The sequence below is a fragment of the Nocardia sp. NPDC004260 genome (assembly GCF_053603155.1).
On record NZ_JBSGEZ010000066.1, the window covers coordinates 24038 to 39795 of the forward strand.

The 15758-nt window shown below is 69.9% G+C and carries 13 protein-coding genes; 6 read left to right on the forward strand and 7 right to left on the reverse strand.

Annotated features, from left to right (window positions below; genetic code table 11):
- Positions 1 to 7: 7 nt before the first annotated feature.
- The 4 genes from ACWEO7_RS29840 to ACWEO7_RS29855 all read right to left on the reverse strand — a co-directional run bounded on the left by ACWEO7_RS29840 (position 8) and on the right by ACWEO7_RS29855 (position 3125).
- Positions 8 to 1111 carry a 2Fe-2S iron-sulfur cluster-binding protein gene (locus ACWEO7_RS29840; RefSeq protein ID WP_452428146.1) on the reverse strand — a complete coding sequence of 368 codons (1104 nt, stop codon included), beginning with the start codon at positions 1109 to 1111 and terminating at the stop codon, positions 8 to 10.
- Between the two features lie 32 nt (positions 1112 to 1143).
- Positions 1144 to 1371: a hypothetical protein gene (locus tag ACWEO7_RS29845; protein WP_452428148.1), complete on the reverse strand. Its 228-nt coding sequence runs from the start codon at positions 1369 to 1371 to the stop codon at positions 1144 to 1146.
- Between the two features lie 11 nt (positions 1372 to 1382).
- The gene (locus tag ACWEO7_RS29850) at positions 1383 to 2525 is read right to left on the reverse strand and encodes a Rieske 2Fe-2S domain-containing protein (RefSeq protein WP_452428150.1); all 1143 of its coding nucleotides are present in this window, start codon (positions 2523 to 2525) and stop codon (positions 1383 to 1385) included.
- A gap of 93 nt (positions 2526 to 2618) precedes the next feature.
- Positions 2619 to 3125: a flavin reductase family protein gene (locus ACWEO7_RS29855; RefSeq protein ID WP_452428152.1), complete on the reverse strand. Its 507-nt coding sequence runs from the start codon at positions 3123 to 3125 to the stop codon at positions 2619 to 2621.
- A 224-nt stretch (positions 3126 to 3349) separates the two neighbouring features.
- Here ACWEO7_RS29855 and ACWEO7_RS29860 point away from each other — a divergent pair, with 224 nt between their 5' ends.
- From ACWEO7_RS29860 to ACWEO7_RS29875, 4 genes are all read left to right on the forward strand, one after another.
- Positions 3350 to 4183 (forward strand): IclR family transcriptional regulator, encoded by an 834-nt coding sequence (locus ACWEO7_RS29860; RefSeq protein WP_452428154.1) that lies wholly within the window; start codon positions 3350 to 3352, stop codon positions 4181 to 4183.
- A gap of 37 nt (positions 4184 to 4220) precedes the next feature.
- On the forward strand, positions 4221 to 4796 hold the full coding sequence (locus ACWEO7_RS29865) for a PadR family transcriptional regulator (RefSeq protein WP_364436758.1): 576 nt from the start codon (positions 4221 to 4223) through the stop codon (positions 4794 to 4796).
- Between the two features lie 61 nt (positions 4797 to 4857).
- Complete coding sequence (locus ACWEO7_RS29870; RefSeq protein WP_452428156.1) at positions 4858 to 6087, forward strand: bifunctional 3,4-dihydroxy-2-butanone-4-phosphate synthase/GTP cyclohydrolase II; 1230 nt, start codon at positions 4858 to 4860, stop codon at positions 6085 to 6087.
- Positions 6088 to 6228: 141 nt separating this feature from the next.
- Positions 6229 to 8508, forward strand: coding sequence for a helix-turn-helix transcriptional regulator (locus ACWEO7_RS29875; RefSeq protein ID WP_452428158.1), 2280 nt, complete (start codon positions 6229 to 6231; stop codon positions 8506 to 8508).
- Positions 8509 to 8528: 20 nt separating this feature from the next.
- On the opposite strand, the gene ACWEO7_RS29880 is transcribed toward ACWEO7_RS29875, so the two are convergent.
- The 3 genes from ACWEO7_RS29880 to ACWEO7_RS29890 form a co-directional block, all read right to left on the reverse strand.
- Positions 8529 to 9383 carry an alpha/beta fold hydrolase gene (locus ACWEO7_RS29880; RefSeq protein ID WP_452428159.1) on the reverse strand — a complete coding sequence of 285 codons (855 nt, stop codon included), beginning with the start codon at positions 9381 to 9383 and terminating at the stop codon, positions 8529 to 8531.
- Positions 9383 to 10546, reverse strand: coding sequence for a 3-hydroxy-9,10-secoandrosta-1,3,5(10)-triene-9,17-dione monooxygenase oxygenase subunit (gene hsaA, locus ACWEO7_RS29885; RefSeq protein WP_452428161.1), 1164 nt, complete (start codon positions 10544 to 10546; stop codon positions 9383 to 9385). The genes ACWEO7_RS29880 and hsaA overlap by 1 nt, the downstream gene beginning before the upstream one ends.
- A 97-nt stretch (positions 10547 to 10643) precedes the next feature.
- On the reverse strand, positions 10644 to 12125 hold the full coding sequence (locus tag ACWEO7_RS29890) for an FAD-dependent oxidoreductase (RefSeq protein ID WP_452428162.1): 1482 nt from the start codon (positions 12123 to 12125) through the stop codon (positions 10644 to 10646).
- 163 nt (positions 12126 to 12288) lie between these two features.
- On the opposite strand from ACWEO7_RS29890, the gene ACWEO7_RS29895 reads away from it, so the two are divergent.
- Positions 12289 to 14685, forward strand: coding sequence for a PEP-utilizing enzyme (locus tag ACWEO7_RS29895; RefSeq protein ID WP_452428163.1), 2397 nt, complete (start codon positions 12289 to 12291; stop codon positions 14683 to 14685).
- A gap of 80 nt (positions 14686 to 14765) precedes the next feature.
- Complete coding sequence (locus ACWEO7_RS29900; RefSeq protein ID WP_452428165.1) at positions 14766 to 15671, forward strand: tyrosine-protein phosphatase; 906 nt, start codon at positions 14766 to 14768, stop codon at positions 15669 to 15671.
- Positions 15672 to 15758 lie beyond the last annotated feature (87 nt).

The window sequence follows — 15758 nt, forward strand, 5'->3', positions numbered from 1 at the left end:
GTACTCCTCAGGAATAGGTGACTTGCACCGTGTCGGTGACCGGGACCGCCTGGCAGGCCAGCACGTACCCTTCGGCCAGATCGGCCTCGTCGAGAATTTCGTTGTGCCGCATCGCCACCTGACCGGAGACGATCCGGCAAGTGCAGGCGCTGCACGCGCCCTCGCGGCAGGAATAGGGCGCTTCCAACCCGTTGGCCAACAGGACGTCGAGCAGGACCTGATCGCGGGGCCACGGAAGTGCGCGCGTCTCGCCGTCGAGTTCCACCTCGACCGCCGCGTGGTCACCGGAGTCGATGGAGTCGACGACATCGGGCGTGGCGGTCTCGAACGGATTGCCGTTCAGCGACACGAACTTCTCGACGTGCACGCGCTTGCGCTCGGCGCCCGACCCGATCAATGCGGCGGAGACGGCGTCCATGAACGGGCCGGGTCCGCACACGAACGCCTCGCGCTCGCGCCACGGTTCCGCCAGCGCCGCGAGCTGCGGCCGCGACGGCAGCCCTTGCACGCTCTCCAGCCAGTGCACCACGACCAGGCGGCCGGGATACCGGGCGGACAGGTCGGCGAGTTCGTCGGCGAAGATCACCGAGCGCTCGTCGCGGTTGGCGTAGATCAGCGCGCAGTGCCCGGCTCCGTCCGCCAGCACCGATTTCAGGATCGACAGCACCGGGGTGATCCCGCTGCCCGCCGCGAACAACAGCACGTGCTCGTCCAGCGACGCCGGGGTGAAGACACCCGCGGGCGGTAACGCGTCGAGGTCCATGCCGGCAACCGCGTTGTCGCACAACCAATTCGACGCGTAGCCGTCGGGCGTTCGCTTGACGGTGACCTTCAGGGGCCCCGCTTCGTGCGGCGCGCTCGACAACGAGTAGCAGCGGCTCACCGAGCCGGTCAGCTCGCTCGGAATCCGCAGGGTCAGGAACTGGCCCGGCCGGTAGTCGATCGCATTCGACTGCTCCGCGGTCGGACTCAGCTCCAGCGATACCGCGTCGTGGGTCTCCCGGATCACCCGCGCCACACGCAGGGTGAGGAATGCACCGGGGCTACTCTCGGTGTCGTCGGGAACCTCGGCCCGGGTCCCCGGCGCCACGGCCGCTCGGGCTCGATCCACTGCTGCGTCTCCTCTTCGGTCCTCCACGGCTGTCACGGCACGTCCCCGTCCCGGGTGCTGACGTCGATGAGACCGTCGGCGACGGCGGCATCGATGCTGTCGCGCAGTGCGAGGCAGGTCCGTACCCGCGCACTGTCCGCGCCGGCGAACTCGGCGCACGCCGCCACCGCGCCCGCGTTCCACTGCACGCTGGTGTGCTGCGGACTGAACTTCTCGACGAGCACACACGTCGCGCAGATTCGGCAGGTAACCCGTTCCATCGCGGCCCCGCTCAGGCTCCGGCGGCGGCGCGCTGCTCGGCGAGATTCTCGGCGACCTCCGCCTCCCACGCCGTGACCGCCCTGGTGGTGTCCACTTCGAACTCGAAGCGGTCGGTCATCTTCGGATCGATGTCGGCCACGTCGGTGTAGAACTGCTCGTACCAGCGGCGCAGCTGGTAGACGGGTCCGTCCTCCTCGCACAGCAGCGGATTGTCGATGCGGGTCTTGCGCTGCCAGATCGCGGCGTCCTGTTCGAAGCCGCGGCCCAGGCCACCGGCGAACTTCGCCGCGATCTCCTCGGCCTGCTCCGCTGGCACGCCGTGTGGCTTCTTCACGATCGCGCCGTACTGCAGCACGAACTTCGTGGCTGACACCGGGTAGTGGCAGTTGATGAGGATGCCCTCGACGGTCAGGCCCGCGCTCTCGCTGCGCAGGTGATCGATCATGTAGGAGGGGCCGTAGTAAGAGGCATCGGAGTGCAAGACGTTCTTGCCGCCCAACGCCTTCGCGGTCTCCCCCATCATGTCCTCGCGCGACACCGAGGTCATGTACTGGCTGGCGATGTGTCCCTCGAAGACGTTCTTGAAGTAGGTCGGGAACCCGAAGTGCACGTAGAAGAAGTGCGCCATGTCCACCACGTTGTCGATGACCTCGCGGCAATTCGCGCCGTCGATCGTCATGGTGTTCCAGGTCCAGTCGGTCCACTCGTCGCTGAACGCCCCATCGATGCGCGGGATGGTGACCTCGTCCGGGGGCGGATCGCCCTCCGGGTCGTTCCACACGAACAGCTGCTTGTTCTGCTCCAACGTCGGCCACGAGCGGGTCCGAGCCCGGGGCGGAACTCGGCGGCCGTAGGGGATGCCGGTGCAGCGTCCATTGCCGCCCCACCGCCAGTCGTGGAAAGGACAGGCGATGGAGTCGCCTTTGATCCGGCCGTCCCCCAGGTTCCCGCCCATGTGCCTGCAATAGGCGTCCAGCACATACAGCTCTCCGCCCGCACCGGCGAAGACCACCAGTTCGGTGCCGAAGATCTCGACGGTGTGCGGTTTCCCGTCCCGGAAGTCCCGCGCGAGCCCCAGGCAGTGCCAGCCGCGCGCGTAGCGGGCGGGCGGAGCGCCCGCGTCGATCACTCGGACCTCGGTGTCGGTAGTCATCGGTTCCTCCACGATTCGCGCACGGTTGTCACTTCGATATTTCGGTTCGCCGTCCCGGCCCGGAAATGTGCAGTCCCACTGGCCGGGAGGTGCTCACGCCTCATCGAGCCGCCCGAAGGCGGAGCGGTAGAACAGCAGCGGAGGCGCCTCGCGATGCTCCGACAGCGCGGTGACGCGTGCGATGACGATGGTGTGGTCGCCGCCGTCGACCTCCTGCTCGATCTCGCAGTCGAGCCAGGCCATGGCTCCGGCCAGCCGCGGCGAGCCGTTGGGCGAGGGCTCCCAGTCGACCCCCGCGAACTTGTCGGTGCCGCTGCGCGCGAGACGGCGGCAGATCTCCTGCTGGTCGTGGGCCAGGATGTTGACGCAGAGCCGGCCAACGGCCCGGATGCGCGGCCACGATGTGGACGTGCGCGCGGGGCAGAAGCAGACCGCGGGCGGCTCCAGCGACAGCGCCGAGAACGACTGGCAGGTGAATCCGACCGGCCCCTCCTGCGCGTGCGCGGTGATCACCGTGACCCCTGTGCAGAAGCGACCCAGCACCGCTTTGAAGTCGCGCACGTCCAGTGGCGATCCGTCCATCTCTAGCACCGGTTCCATCGGGCCTCCTATTTCGATCAGGCATATACCTGTCAGCTATGACAGCAGCGTTCGCCCGAGGGTCGTCAAGATCGGAGTCCGGTCACCGAGATGCGGATCCGTAGAAGCTACGTAGTTCTCCCGATTCATCTCGGCGGCGAAGTCGTCAGTGTGATGGGAGACACAAACGATCGAGCACGTAATGCCTGGTCGACGTTGACCGACTGTGACCGACGGAGGTTCGAATGACCGTCACCCTGCTGCCCGACAGTGAGCCGCGCACCGACCGGGTCCCGCGGCGGACCCGCGCCAAGGGGGTGGAAGCGGAGGTGCCGGTGTCGATGATCGAGCGGATGACCCTCATCCTGGACGCGTTCGACGCGGCCACCCCGACGCTGACGCTGCTCGGCCTGGTGGAACGCACCGGCCTGCCGCGCTCGACCGTCCATCGGATCCTCGACCAGATGATCCGGCTCCGGTGGCTGGCCCACACGTCCGGCGGATACCGGCTCGGCATGCGAACCCTGGAACTGGGTGGGCTCACCGCCGACCACAACGAGATCCGCGACGCGGTCAGCCCGCTGCTGCACGAGTTGTGCCAGCGCACCGGCATGGTCGGACACCTGGCGGTGCTCGACGGGCGCGAGGTGGTGTACCTGGACAAGGCGGGCGGGCGCTTGGCCGCGATGCTGCCGACCCGCCTCGGCGGCCGCATGCCCGCGCACTGCACCGCGCTCGGCAAGGCCATGCTGGCCACACTCGAGCCGACTATCGCCGAAGCCGCGTTCCATTCCCGGCTGCCGCGACGGACCGCGCACACCATCACCGAACCCGACGCGCTGCATCGCGCCTTGGCCCAGGTCCGGCTGCGCCAGGGCGTGGCGGTGGATCGTGAGGAAACGATGGACGGAATCGCCTGTGTCGCAGCGCCACTCCGGGGCCGCGGCACCGCCCCCGCAGCCCTGTCGCTGTCCGGGCGGGCCGAGGCGATGAGCTTCGACAAGCTGGCGCGGGTGCTGCTCGAGATCTCCCACGAGGCCGGACGGACGCTGTTCGGGCGCCGGGCGCGCTGGCGATAGTTCGAATCCGAATATGCCTGAGCGGTACAGTCCGACCATGACCGATGGCGTCACACCCGCGGTGCCCGACCTGCCGACCACCGCGTGGGCCGTACTCGGCATGCTCTCGCACGCCGACGAACTCTCCGGCTACGACCTGAAGAAATGGGCGGACTGGAGTCTGCAGTTCTTCTATTGGAGCCCGTCGTTCAGCCAGATCTACGCCGAACTCAAACGCCTCGAGAAGCACGGCTACGCCAGCTCCCGCACGGTGGTGCACGAGGACGGCGTGCGCGGCAAGCGGATGTACGCCATCACGCCGGAAGGCCGTGCGGCCGCGGCGAACTGGGTCAATCACGCACCGGTGGAGGCGCCGGTGCTCAAGCACAGCGTGATGCTGCGCGCGTGGCTCGGCAACCTCGCCGAACCCGACCGGATGCGCGACATACTCACCGAGCACATCGAGTACGCCGAGAAGATGCGCAGGCGCGCCGAGGCCGACGCGCAGGGCGCCGAGGCGAATCCGGACTGGGCCTATCCCGAACTGGTGCTGCGCTGGTGCGTGCGGCACTACGAGGCGGAGCGCGATTTCGCCCGCGAGCTGCTGGCGGATATCGACCGCCTCACTCAGTGAGACGCCACCTGGCTGTTCCGGCCCCGCCATATTTCTATTAGGCATATGGAGGTGGCGGACGATGACCGATGAACTGGACTCGGTGCCTGCGGCGGTGGCGGCCATCGCGAACGGCGGCATGGCTCTCGTCGTGGACGACGAGGACCGCGAGAACGAAGGCGATCTGGTGCTCGCCGCGGAGCGGGCGACCGCGGCGAACATCGGGTTCCTGGTGCGGCACACCAGCGGCGTGCTGTGCGTACCCATGACGGGCAGCGACCTGGACCGGCTGGAGCTGCCGCCGATGACGGCGATCAACCAGGACCCGAAGGCCACCGCGTACACGGTCTCGGTCGACGCGGCGACGGGCATCGCCACCGGCATATCGGCCGCCGACCGCGCGCACACCATGCGCTTGCTCGCCGATCCCGGCGCCACGCCCCGGGATTTCACTCGCCCCGGGCACGTGCTCCCCCTGCGAGCGCACCCGCGAGGCGTGCTCGGTCGGCAAGGGCACACCGAGGCCGCGGTCGACCTGGTGCGGATGGCGGGCCTGCGCCCCGCCGCGGTCATCGCCGAGGTGGTGCGCGACGACGGCTCGATGGCCCGGCTCCCCGACCTGCTGACCATGGCCAGGGTGCACGGAATCCCGATCATTTCCATCGCCGACCTGATCGACCATCGCCGCAGGCTGGAGCCGGGTGTCGTGCGCGTCGTCGAGACCAGGCTGCCCACCCGCTTCGGCGAGTTCCGGCTCATCGGCTACCGGGACACGACCGACCACGCCGAACACCTCGCGTTGGTGTTCGGTGCGCCGGGCGAGCGCGACGTACTGACCCGCGTGCATTCGGAATGCCTCACCGGTGACGCGTTCGGTTCGCTGCGCTGCGACTGCGGCGAGCAACTCGACGCCGCCTTGCGGGCAGTGGCCGCCGAGGGCCGCGGGGTCGTGGTGTACCTGCGCGGACAAGAGGGGCGCGGCGTCGGACTGCTGAACAAGCTGCGCGCCTACGCGCTCCAGGACGAGGGCGCCGACACGGTCGACGCGAATCTACGACTCGGGCTGCCCGTCGACGCCCGTCACTACGGCGCCGCGGCGCGGATCCTGGCCGACCTGGGAGTGCGGTCGGTCCACTTGCTCAGCAACAATCCGGCCAAGCAGGCGGGATTGACCGAATACGGCATCGCCGTCGAACGACGGATTCCGCTGCAGACCAGTCCGACCGAGCACAACGTGCGGTACCTGCGCGCCAAGCGCGACCGTATGCGCCATCAGCTGAGCGACGTCGACGCCGCTGCCGTCGCTCGGTGAGCGGCGCCGGTTCGATCCGTCCGCGGTCACCGGAACGCCGCCGCCGATCTCGCGCGGGCCGGGCCCGCGGGCACGTTCATCGGAGTTGAATTTGTCCAGAACGCTCTTCCGCGCCCCGCGCGGTACCTAGGGTTGACACCCATGGCGCGGCGTCCCATCGGCAACCTCCCTGCCGAGGTCACCAGCTTCGTCGGGCGCCGGGAGGAACTCGCCGCCGCCAAGCGGCTGCTGCCCACGACACGCGTGCTGACCCTGCTCGGTCCGGGCGGCGTCGGCAAGACCCGGCTGTCCCGCCAAGTCGGCGTCGCGGTCGCACGTGCGTTCCCGGACGGGGTGTGGCTGGTCGAGCTGGCCGACGTCCAGGACCCGGATCTGGTCACGGTGACCGTCGCGGAGGCGCTCGCGTTGCGCGACGACACGGCGGCGCCCCTGCGGCGGCTCACCGAGTTCCTCGCGGACAAGCGGCTGCTGCTGATCTTGGACAACTGCGAGCACCTGATCGACGCCTGCGCGCGGCTGGTCGGCAGGATCGTGGCCGCCACCTCGGAGGTCCGCCTGCTGGCGACCAGCAGGGAGGTGCTGGGCGTGCAGGGCGAACAGGTCATGCCCGTCGCGCCCTTGCCGCTACCGGACGCGGAGACCACCGACAGCGATGCGATGCGACTGCTCGCCGAGCGGGCCGCCGCCGCCAACCCCGGCTTCGCGGCCACCCCTGCGAATCGCGATGCGCTGGCCGCGATCTGCCGCCGGCTGGACGGCATTCCGCTCGCGTTGGAGCTGGCCGCGTTGCGGTTCCGCGTGTTCACTCCGGAACAGATCCTCGCCCGGCTCGACGACACCATGGGCCTGCTCAGCGCGGGACCGCGACTCGCGCCGGAACGACAGCAGACCATCGAGGGCGCGATCCGGTGGAGCTACGACCTGTGCATCCCGGCCGAACAGCGTTTGTGGGAGCAGCTGTCGGTGTTCTCCGGCGGCTTCGACATCGACGCCGCCGAAGCCGTGTGCCTGCCCGCACCGAACGGGCGCACGGTGATCGACGCGCTGACCGGCCTGGTCGACAAGTCGGTGCTGAGTCTGCGCTACGACGGCGATGTCGGGCGGTACTCGATGCTGGAGCCGATCCGGCAGTTCGCCTGCGACCGGCTGGCCGAGCGGGGCGAGGAGCCCGAGGTGCGCGGCCGCCACCGCGATCATTACCGGCGGCTGGCACTGCGCGGCCGCACCGCGTATTGGAGTTCCGACGACGTCGCCTGGTTCCGCGAACTGAACCGCGAGCACGCGAATCTGCGCGCGGCGCTGCAGTTCGGCCTCACCGACGCACCCGAGTCGGCGCTCGAGATGGCGGCGGTGCTGCGGCCGTTCTGGGAGCACAATCGCTTCCTCACCGAGGGCTATCGCTGGCTGACCGACGCGCTGGCGAAGTCGAGCGAACCTACCGAGCTGCGCGCACGCGGGCTGTCCGCGGCGGCCTCGCTCGCGGCGTTGCTGTCCGATCGCGGATCGGCGCGCCAGTTGGTGGACGAATGCGTTGCCCTGGCGCGCCGGGTCAATGCCCCCGACATCCTCGCGGAGGCGATGCTCGATTCGGCGCTGCTTGCCTTCAACGACGGCGACACCGCCCGCGCGCTCGAGTTGGCCGAGACCGCCACGCATCTGGCGGCCGAATGCGGCCATCACGCGATGGAGATGGACAGCCTCGCGTTCGCTTTTGTCTGTGCGCTGGTGCTCGCCGACGAACGCTCGACCGCCTTCGCCGAGCGGCTGCTGAAGGTCACCACCGAACGGGGACCGTATCTGCTCGGCGGGCTGGCACAGTGGTCGATGGGGCTGGACCATTGGCGGCGCGGCGATCAGCGTGCCGCGACCGGATATCTCGCCCGCTCCGTCGAGATGTTCAGCCTGTTCGACCGATGCGTCTGGCTCGCCTCCGGATTCGAAGGGCTGGCGTGGTCGGCGGTCGCGCGCGCCGACTTCGAGCGAGCCGCCCGTCTGCTCGGCGCCGCGGAGATCCTGGCGCGCAGCACGGTACGCCTCGCCCACGCCATCACCGGCGTACTCGGTGACCGGATGCGTGGTCGCGTGCGAGAAGAACTGGGCGAGCGGAAGTTCGAGGAGATCTTCGACAGCGGCGCAACGCTGTCGCTGAGCGAGGCGATCGACTACGCGCTGGGACGCGCGCCGGCCACGGCGCGACCGCCGCAGGCCGCTCCGGTCGAGGCACAGGCAGCGGACGTCCTCACACGCCGGGAGAAGGACGTCGCCCGGCTGGTGGCGGCGGGGCACAGCAACAAACGCATCGCCGCCGAGCTGGTGATCTCGGTGCGCACCGCCGAGACCCACGTCGAGCACATTCTCACCAAGCTCGGTTTCACCTCCCGAACCCAGGTCGCGGGGTGGGTCCGCGATCACGAGGTGTGATCGACGTGGGCGGCGGGCGGTCAGAGACCGGCGGTGAGGAAATCGACGACCGCGCGCTCGAACGCCGGCTTGCGTTCGATCTGCACCCAATGACCACACCGGGCGAACACGCGCAGATCCGCGTTCGGGATCTGCCGTGCCGGGAACAACGCCGCCTCCACCGGTGTCACCCGGTCGTCGCGCCCCCAGAGGATCTGCGTCTCGGCGCGCAGGCCGCGCAGCCGGGCCCACAGCGGAACCGGTTCGACGAGAGCGGGGTCGGCGAAGGTCGCGTACGCGTCGCGCAGCGCGGCGATGGCGGCGGGATCGGAGGCGGCGGCCGACCGGGTCTCGATCAACTCCTCGGTGAGGGTCGCCGGATCCGACACCATGGCGCGCAGCCAGGGCAGCAGCCGTTCCCGGGTGGGAGCGGCGCTGAACTCCAGCAAGCGCGTGATGCCTTCGGACGGCTCGGGCCCCAGCACGTTCACCCCGACCCCACCGGGCGCCATCAGCACCAGCCGATCGACCCGGTCGGGATGTTCCAGCGCCAGTAGCGTCGCGACCGCGCCACCCATCGAATTGCCGAGCAGGTGCACGCGTTCCAAGTGGAGGTCATCGAGCAGACCCAGCACCGCGTCGGCGGAAATGCGCAGATAGTTGCGTTCGTACACCGGGGGGCGGCCACTGGCGCCGAAACCCGGCTGATCCACGATCAGACAACGGAAACGCTCGGCCAGCACCGGGAGATTGGCGCCGAAGTTGGCCCATCCCGAGACGCCCGGTCCGGAGCCGTGCAACAGCACCAGCGGCGCGCCCGACCCCGCTTCGTGGTAGCGCAGTTCCAACCCGCCCGCCGCGCTCCGGCGCGTGGTGTTCTCCGCGGTGAGCGTCATCAGATCATCCGATCCGTGACCGGCAGGCCGAACGCGTCGCGGCCGTACAAGACCAGCGCGCGCTCCACGTCGTTGATCACGTGCACGCTCCCGGCGTGCGCGTCGCGCCAGTGCCGTTCGATCGGATTGGGTTTGCGGATCGCATGACCGCCGGAGTTGTCGAACAGCAGGTCGATGGCCTCGATGGCGCGTTCGGTACCGCGCACCTGGTCGCGGCGGCTGCGGACCCGCAGTTCGAGGGGGATCTCCTCCCCCGCCTCGGCGTAGCGCAGCTGTTCGCCGATGTTGCGCTCCATCTGCAGGACGGCGGCGTCGATCTCGGAGGCGGCGCGAGCGACGCGGACGTGCGCGAACGGATCCTCGGCGGCCTTCTGCCCGCCGTAGGAGATCCGCACCCGCTCGCGCATGCGCTCGATATGCGCTTCGTACGCGCCCTGGGCGGCGCCGATGATGGGTGCGGTGATGGTGTTGGAGAACACCGCGCCGAACGAAATCCGGTACAGCGCAGCGGTATTGACCTCCTGTCCGGGTCCGCGCAGCTCGGCCTGCTCACTCGCGCTATAGGTCCGGTGGGCGGGTACGAACGCCTTCTCGATGACGATGTCGTTGCTGCCGGTGCCGGACAACCCCGACACGTGCCAGACGTCCTCGATGCGGTAATCCGCACGCGGCACCAGAACGGTCAGATACTCCGTTCCGCCTTCGTCGTTCGGTACGACCGCGCCCAGGAAGGCCCAGCGGGCGTGATCGCATCCGGAGGAGAAGCTCCACCGACCGCTGATCTCGAAACCGCCCTCGACCGGTGTCAGCTTGCCGGTCGGCGCGTACGACGACGAGACCAGCGTGTCCGGATCGGCGCTCCACACGTCCTCCTGCGCCCGCAGCGGAAACAACGCCAGTTGCCACGGGTGCGCGCCCAGCACCGACGACACCCACGCCGTGGACGGGCAGGCGGTCGCGATGGCGCGGATCACCTCGTAGAACGCGACCGGTGAGGATTCGTCGCCGCCGAAGCGGGACGGCTGCAGCATGCGGAACACCCCGGCCTCGGTCAGCTCCCGGATGCTCTGGTCGGGCACTCTGCGCTGCAGTTCGGCGTCGGCGGCTCGCTCCCGGATCGCGGGCAGCAGGTCCCGTACCCGATCGAGCACCTTGTTGGTCATATGCGGTAGTCCTCCTGGTAGTGCCGTCTTTCGACGCTAGGCCGGTGCGGCGCCGTCCGGCCCGATCCATCCCGATGACCGGAATAAGCCGTCCGGATCAGCTGGTGCGGGCCGCGGCGGTACCCGCGCGGCGGCCGAAGAAGGTGCCGTCGCCGAGCGAAGTGCCGCTGATGTAGCCCTCGCCGTGCAGGTTGCTCGCGGCACGGCCCGCGGCGAACAGGCCGGGAATCGGAGCGCCGTCGATATCGAGTACGACGCCGTCGAGCGAGGTGTGCAGACCACCGAGGGTGAACACGGACGCACCGGTCCCGCGGCGGTCACCGGATTCCGACGGTGGCCGCACCCCCGCCCGCACGTCGATCGCGGCGAGCGGCGGCGTGAGGGGCCGCACCCAGCGCGGCGCTTTCCCGAACTCGGGATCCACCCCGGCCGAGGCGAAGTCGTTGTACCGGCGGACGGTGTCGGCCAGCGCGGCCGCCGGTACGCCCATCAGGTCGGCGAGATCCTCGGCGGTCTCCGCCACATGGGTCGGTCGCACACCCCACCGCTGCTGGTGCGGCACTTCCTCGAAGGCTCGTTCGTCCAGCACGACCCAGGTCCGCATGCCCTGCCGGAACAGCGCCGCCTGGCCGATCCGGCCGGGATAGGTGTCCTCGTTGACGAACCGCTGCCCGTGCCCGTTGACCACCATGCCCCGCGCGGCGAGACCGGGAACGAGCGAGATGCCGACCTGGCCCGTGGACATGTGCCGCACGGCCGCGCCGAGCGCCTGCGCCATCCGGATCCCGCTTCCGTCGTCGGTGCCCGCGCTGACCTTGGTGTGCCCCAGCAGTTTCGGCGCGTGGGCGGCGAGCATGGCGTCGTTGTCCACGAATCCGCCGGTGGTCAGCACGACGCCGCGACGTGCCCGGATGGTCAGCTCCGTGCCGTACCGCCGGGCCACCACACCGACGACGGTGCCGTCGGCCGCCAGGATCAGGCAGGTCGCCCTGGTATCGAAAAGCGCTGTCGCACCGGCGGATCGCGCGGCCTCGGCCAGACAGTCCATGAGCAGCTTGCCGCCGAAGTCGGCGGTGGCCGGGCGATGCCCGCGGGGCGCGGGACCGGCGAGGTCGGAGAACGGCTTGCTGTTCTCTCCCAGCCACATCAGCCCGTCATCCGTCGGCGGTACCCACGTCGGCGCGTCCCACAGCGTGGGCTTGAACGGCACGCCGCGGTCGGCGGGCCAGTGGAAGTGCGCGACGCTGTCCTCGCTGTAGCGAGTGATCTTGGCCGGATCCGCCCCCGGACCGAGCGCGGCGGACAGGAACGCGGCCATCGCTCCCGGGTCGTCGTCGAATCCGCAGGCTCGCTGGACCGGTGTGCCGCCGCCGAGATAGATCTCACCGCCCGAGAGGGCGGATGCGCCGCCGGGACCGCTCATCCGATCCAGCACCAGCACCTGCGCGCCGCTCGCCGCCGCCTCGAATGCCGCCGCCGCTCCGGCGCATCCGTAGCCGACCACCAGCACATCGGTCTCGAGGTCGTAGGCGCGCACGTCGGCGGCCTCCCGAGGCGCGACCGAATACCGATCACTCATGGGGTCGACCTTCCCGCGCCGGGGGCGATGGCAGGCCGCCCGTCTTGGTGAGCGACCCGCCGGTCCCGTTCATCGGGACTGTGGTCGGTCGCGGGCTCGCCGTATGGCGATGGTGTGTGAACGGCGTCACGTCTGCATGGGCGCCAGCGAGGAGGAAGATTTCATGCGGGTCCTGGTCACCGGAGTTTCCGATCCGACCGGTCGCGCGGTGGCGCGCATGCTGCTGGCCGCGGGCCACGACGTGGTAGGGCTGGACCGCGCACGGCACCGGTACGTCGACCCTCGGATCGAGGTGATCACCGGTGACCCGGCCGAGCCCGCGCTGTGCGCACGGGCTGTCGCCGACTGCGCGGCGGTAGTGCATCTGGGCGGTTCGCTCGCCGCCATCGCGACGGCGGCCCGAGCGGCCGGGGCGCGAATCGTGGTTCCGGTGGTCGCGGGGTCGGAATCGGTCGCCGAGGACGTCGTGCGGTCCAGCGGGGCGGCGGCGTTGATCGTGCGCACCGCGCCGGTCGCGGGCAGGCGCGTCGAGGGCGCGAGTTGGCGACTCCTGCGCGGGCTGCTCGGTTCTCGCCGAGCGGGCGGATTCCAGGTGCTGCACACCGACGACTTCGAACGTTTCCTGGTGCTGGCCGCGCGATCCGAGCGCACCGGCGTGGTCGAACTGGCCGCGTCCGGGGTGGTCTCGAGTGCGGACGCGCATCGCATCCGCCAGGCGGCCCGAACACGCAAGTCACGGCGGACGTCCGGCACGCCACCGCAGGTGGATCCGAGGGTGGCACGCGACGAATGGGGATTCCGCTGCGGCTGGACCGCGTCCGAAGTGGCGGCCGACATCGTCCGCGGACTGACCGGTCGCAGACTCGACGGCAACGAGTTCGTCGCCCGGCCCGGCGCCATTCCGCTGCCCGGCTACCAGATACCCGCCCGCGCGGCGACCTCGGACGGACACGCGCTGGTGTCGGTCGCGCCGGAAGGTCTCGAGGGCGAGTTCGACGATCGCGTCGACCCGGCCTATCCGGTGCACACCGCGACCAATACATCCGAGGCACTGCCCGGACCGCTCACCCCGCTGACGGTGGATCTACAAGCGGGCGCTATCCGGCTGGCCAATGCCGCGATGGGCACCATGATCGCGCTGGACGGCATCGCGCTGGAGCACTGGACGAGCCGGGTCACCACGGTGCTCGGGCACCACATCTACATCAACGCCTCCATCGGCGTGCTGGCCGCGGAGAACATGCCGGGCTGGGACGAACAGAGCATCCGCCGCGACGTCTACGGCAACATCCCGGCCGAGATCTCGCTGAACCCGCACGGCAAGCCGCCCACGCCGACCGGATTCGCCAGTACCCGCGCCACGTGGCGCGCGGCGGGCCGGGTGCTGCGCACCGCGCTGCGCTATCGCGAGACCACCGACGGCATCAATGCCGCCGCGCATCAGGAATCCCTTGGCGCCGTGGCGATTCGCGAGCTCACCGATGAACAACTGCATGCCCGCGCCCTGCTGTGGCGGGATCGGCTGAATCAGTCCTGGGCGGCGGCGTCCATCGGGGTGATGATGACCGGCGCGGCCACCGCCATCCACTCCCGCGGCAAGGAAGCGGCGGCCGTGCCCATCGATCTGGAGCGGTTGGAGTCGGCCAGGACCATGCTCGCGGTGGAACGGCTCGCCGCCTTGTGCCGGGCCGACACCGCGTTGCACGACGCGGCGCACGCGGGCGACGTCACCGCGGCGCGGACCATCTCCCCGGCGTTCGCCGCCGCGCTGGAAGAGGAGCTGCGGCGGATCGGACATCGCGGACCGGGCGAGTGCGAGCTGCTCAACCCGACGTTCGGCGACCGGCCGGAGCTGCTGGTGACCGCCGCCGCACGCGCCGCTCGGATGCCCGCGCCCAAGCGGGAACCGGTCGACCCGGCGCCGAGCCGCACCGCACGGATGGCGGCAGGAGCGACGATGGCGCGCGAACGCGTCCGCGACGCCGTGGTCCGGTACACCCACTGCCTACGCCTCGCCGTGCGGGAGCGGGCGGAACGGCTGATCCGGCACGGGCTGCTACAGCAGGCCGAGGACGCCTGCTTTCTCACGCTCGACGAAATCCTCTGGGCGCCAGCCGATCTGACCGAACGGGTAGCACGCCGCCGAGCCGAGCTGAGCCGGTTGCGCGGCGTCCGCATGCCGGATGTGATCGCAGGTGACTGGGAGCCGCTGCCGAACGCGGACGCGTTGACGCCCGGAGACTGCCTGACCGGCATCGGGGTATGCCCCGGCGTCGTGGAAGGCACGGTGAAACGCGTCCTATCCCTGGACGACGACATCGAGCCGGGCGACATCCTGGTGGCATCGGTCACCGACACCGGGCACACCGCGATGTTCGCCTACGCCGCCGCGGTGGTCACCGACATCGGCGGCTCCGCCTCGCACGCGGCCATCGTGGCCCGGGAATTCGGCATCCCGTGCGTCGTGGACACCAAGACCGCCAGCACCCGCCTGGCCGATGGGCAACGGGTGCGGGTCGACGGGGCGGCCGGCACGGTCACCCTGCTCGCCGACGTCTGAGCCGTGGCCGGGGTCGCACACTCCGGCCCACTTGCCGGCTCGGCGTCGCCGGGCCGGGACTCTATGGAAGGAATGAGCCAGTGACGATTTCGCGTGCTGTTCGCGGGGCGGTGACCGGTGTCGCCGCCGCATTGATCGCCGTGTTCCCGCCCACCACCACCGCATTGGCGGGCCCCGGACTCGTGCACACCGTGCACGACCGCTCCATGCAGCTGTCGTCGGCGCCGAATGCCCGGGACATCGGTGACTATCCCACCCAGGGCAACGGCAAACTCCGTACCGGCGTGGTGTTCCGCACCGACGCTCTGGACAAACTCACCGCCGCCGACCAGCAGAAGCTGGTCACGTCGGGCATCACGGCGGTGATCGATTTCCGCAGTCCGAACGAGTCCGGGGCCAACCCCGACAAGCTTCCGGCGTCGATTCCCGCGCTCGCGCGTCCGGTGTACGACCCGGGCAATGACTTCTACCTGATGGTGGGCAAGGCGGTGCAGGGCGGTCCCGCCGTGCAGCAGCAGATGTTCGGCGACGGCAAGGCCGCGGGCATCATGCGCGACTACTACCGCTGGCTGGTCACCGACGCCGCGGCTCGCGCGCAGTTCGGGGCCGCCATCCGGGACATCGTGAACGCGAACGGACCGGTGTTGTTCCATTGCACCGCGGGCAAGGACCGCACCGGTTGGATGACCGCGATCTTGATGACGGCGCTCGGTGTCCCGAAAGGCCAGGTGTACAAGGACTATCTCGAATCGAACGACAACCTGGCCGCGAGCAACAAGACGACGATGGACGGGCTGGTGGCCAAGGGGCTGGTCACCGATCCCGCGCTGTTCGATCCGATCCTCGGCGTGCGCGCCGAATACCTCGACGCTGCTTTCGACCAGGCCGCCGCGTCCTTCGGATCGTTCGACCGGTTCGTCACCGACGGACTCGGAGTCGACGGCGCCACGCTGGAGGCGCTGAAAGCCGAACTGCTGCCGCGGTAGTCGGCGACCGGAGCGGGTCGGGTGGTTGAGCACGTAGGTCGCGGCCCTCTTGCTGCCCGCTATGCCCGTATGCCCAGAGTATTCCGT

What these genes read in the sequence shown, in the direction of transcription:
- hsaA (WP_452428161.1), bottom strand. Translation starts at nt 10,546, where the DNA reads ATGACCAACAAGGTGCTCGATCGGGTACGGGACCTGCTGCCCGCGATC.
- ACWEO7_RS29860 (WP_452428154.1), top strand. Translation starts at nt 3,350, where the DNA reads ATGACCGTCACCCTGCTGCCCGACAGTGAGCCGCGCACCGACCGGGTC.
- ACWEO7_RS29880 (WP_452428159.1), bottom strand. Translation starts at nt 9,383, where the DNA reads ATGACGCTCACCGCGGAGAACACCACGCGCCGGAGCGCGGCGGGCGGG.
- ACWEO7_RS29845 (WP_452428148.1), bottom strand. Translation starts at nt 1,371, where the DNA reads ATGGAACGGGTTACCTGCCGAATCTGCGCGACGTGTGTGCTCGTCGAG.
- ACWEO7_RS29890 (WP_452428162.1), bottom strand. Translation starts at nt 12,125, where the DNA reads ATGAGTGATCGGTATTCGGTCGCGCCTCGGGAGGCCGCCGACGTGCGC.
- ACWEO7_RS29895 (WP_452428163.1), top strand. Translation starts at nt 12,289, where the DNA reads ATGCGGGTCCTGGTCACCGGAGTTTCCGATCCGACCGGTCGCGCGGTG.
- ACWEO7_RS29855 (WP_452428152.1), bottom strand. Translation starts at nt 3,125, where the DNA reads ATGGAACCGGTGCTAGAGATGGACGGATCGCCACTGGACGTGCGCGAC.
- ACWEO7_RS29850 (WP_452428150.1), bottom strand. Translation starts at nt 2,525, where the DNA reads ATGACTACCGACACCGAGGTCCGAGTGATCGACGCGGGCGCTCCGCCC.
- ACWEO7_RS29875 (WP_452428158.1), top strand. Translation starts at nt 6,229, where the DNA reads ATGGCGCGGCGTCCCATCGGCAACCTCCCTGCCGAGGTCACCAGCTTC.
- ACWEO7_RS29870 (WP_452428156.1), top strand. Translation starts at nt 4,858, where the DNA reads ATGACCGATGAACTGGACTCGGTGCCTGCGGCGGTGGCGGCCATCGCG.
- ACWEO7_RS29865 (WP_364436758.1), top strand. Translation starts at nt 4,221, where the DNA reads ATGACCGATGGCGTCACACCCGCGGTGCCCGACCTGCCGACCACCGCG.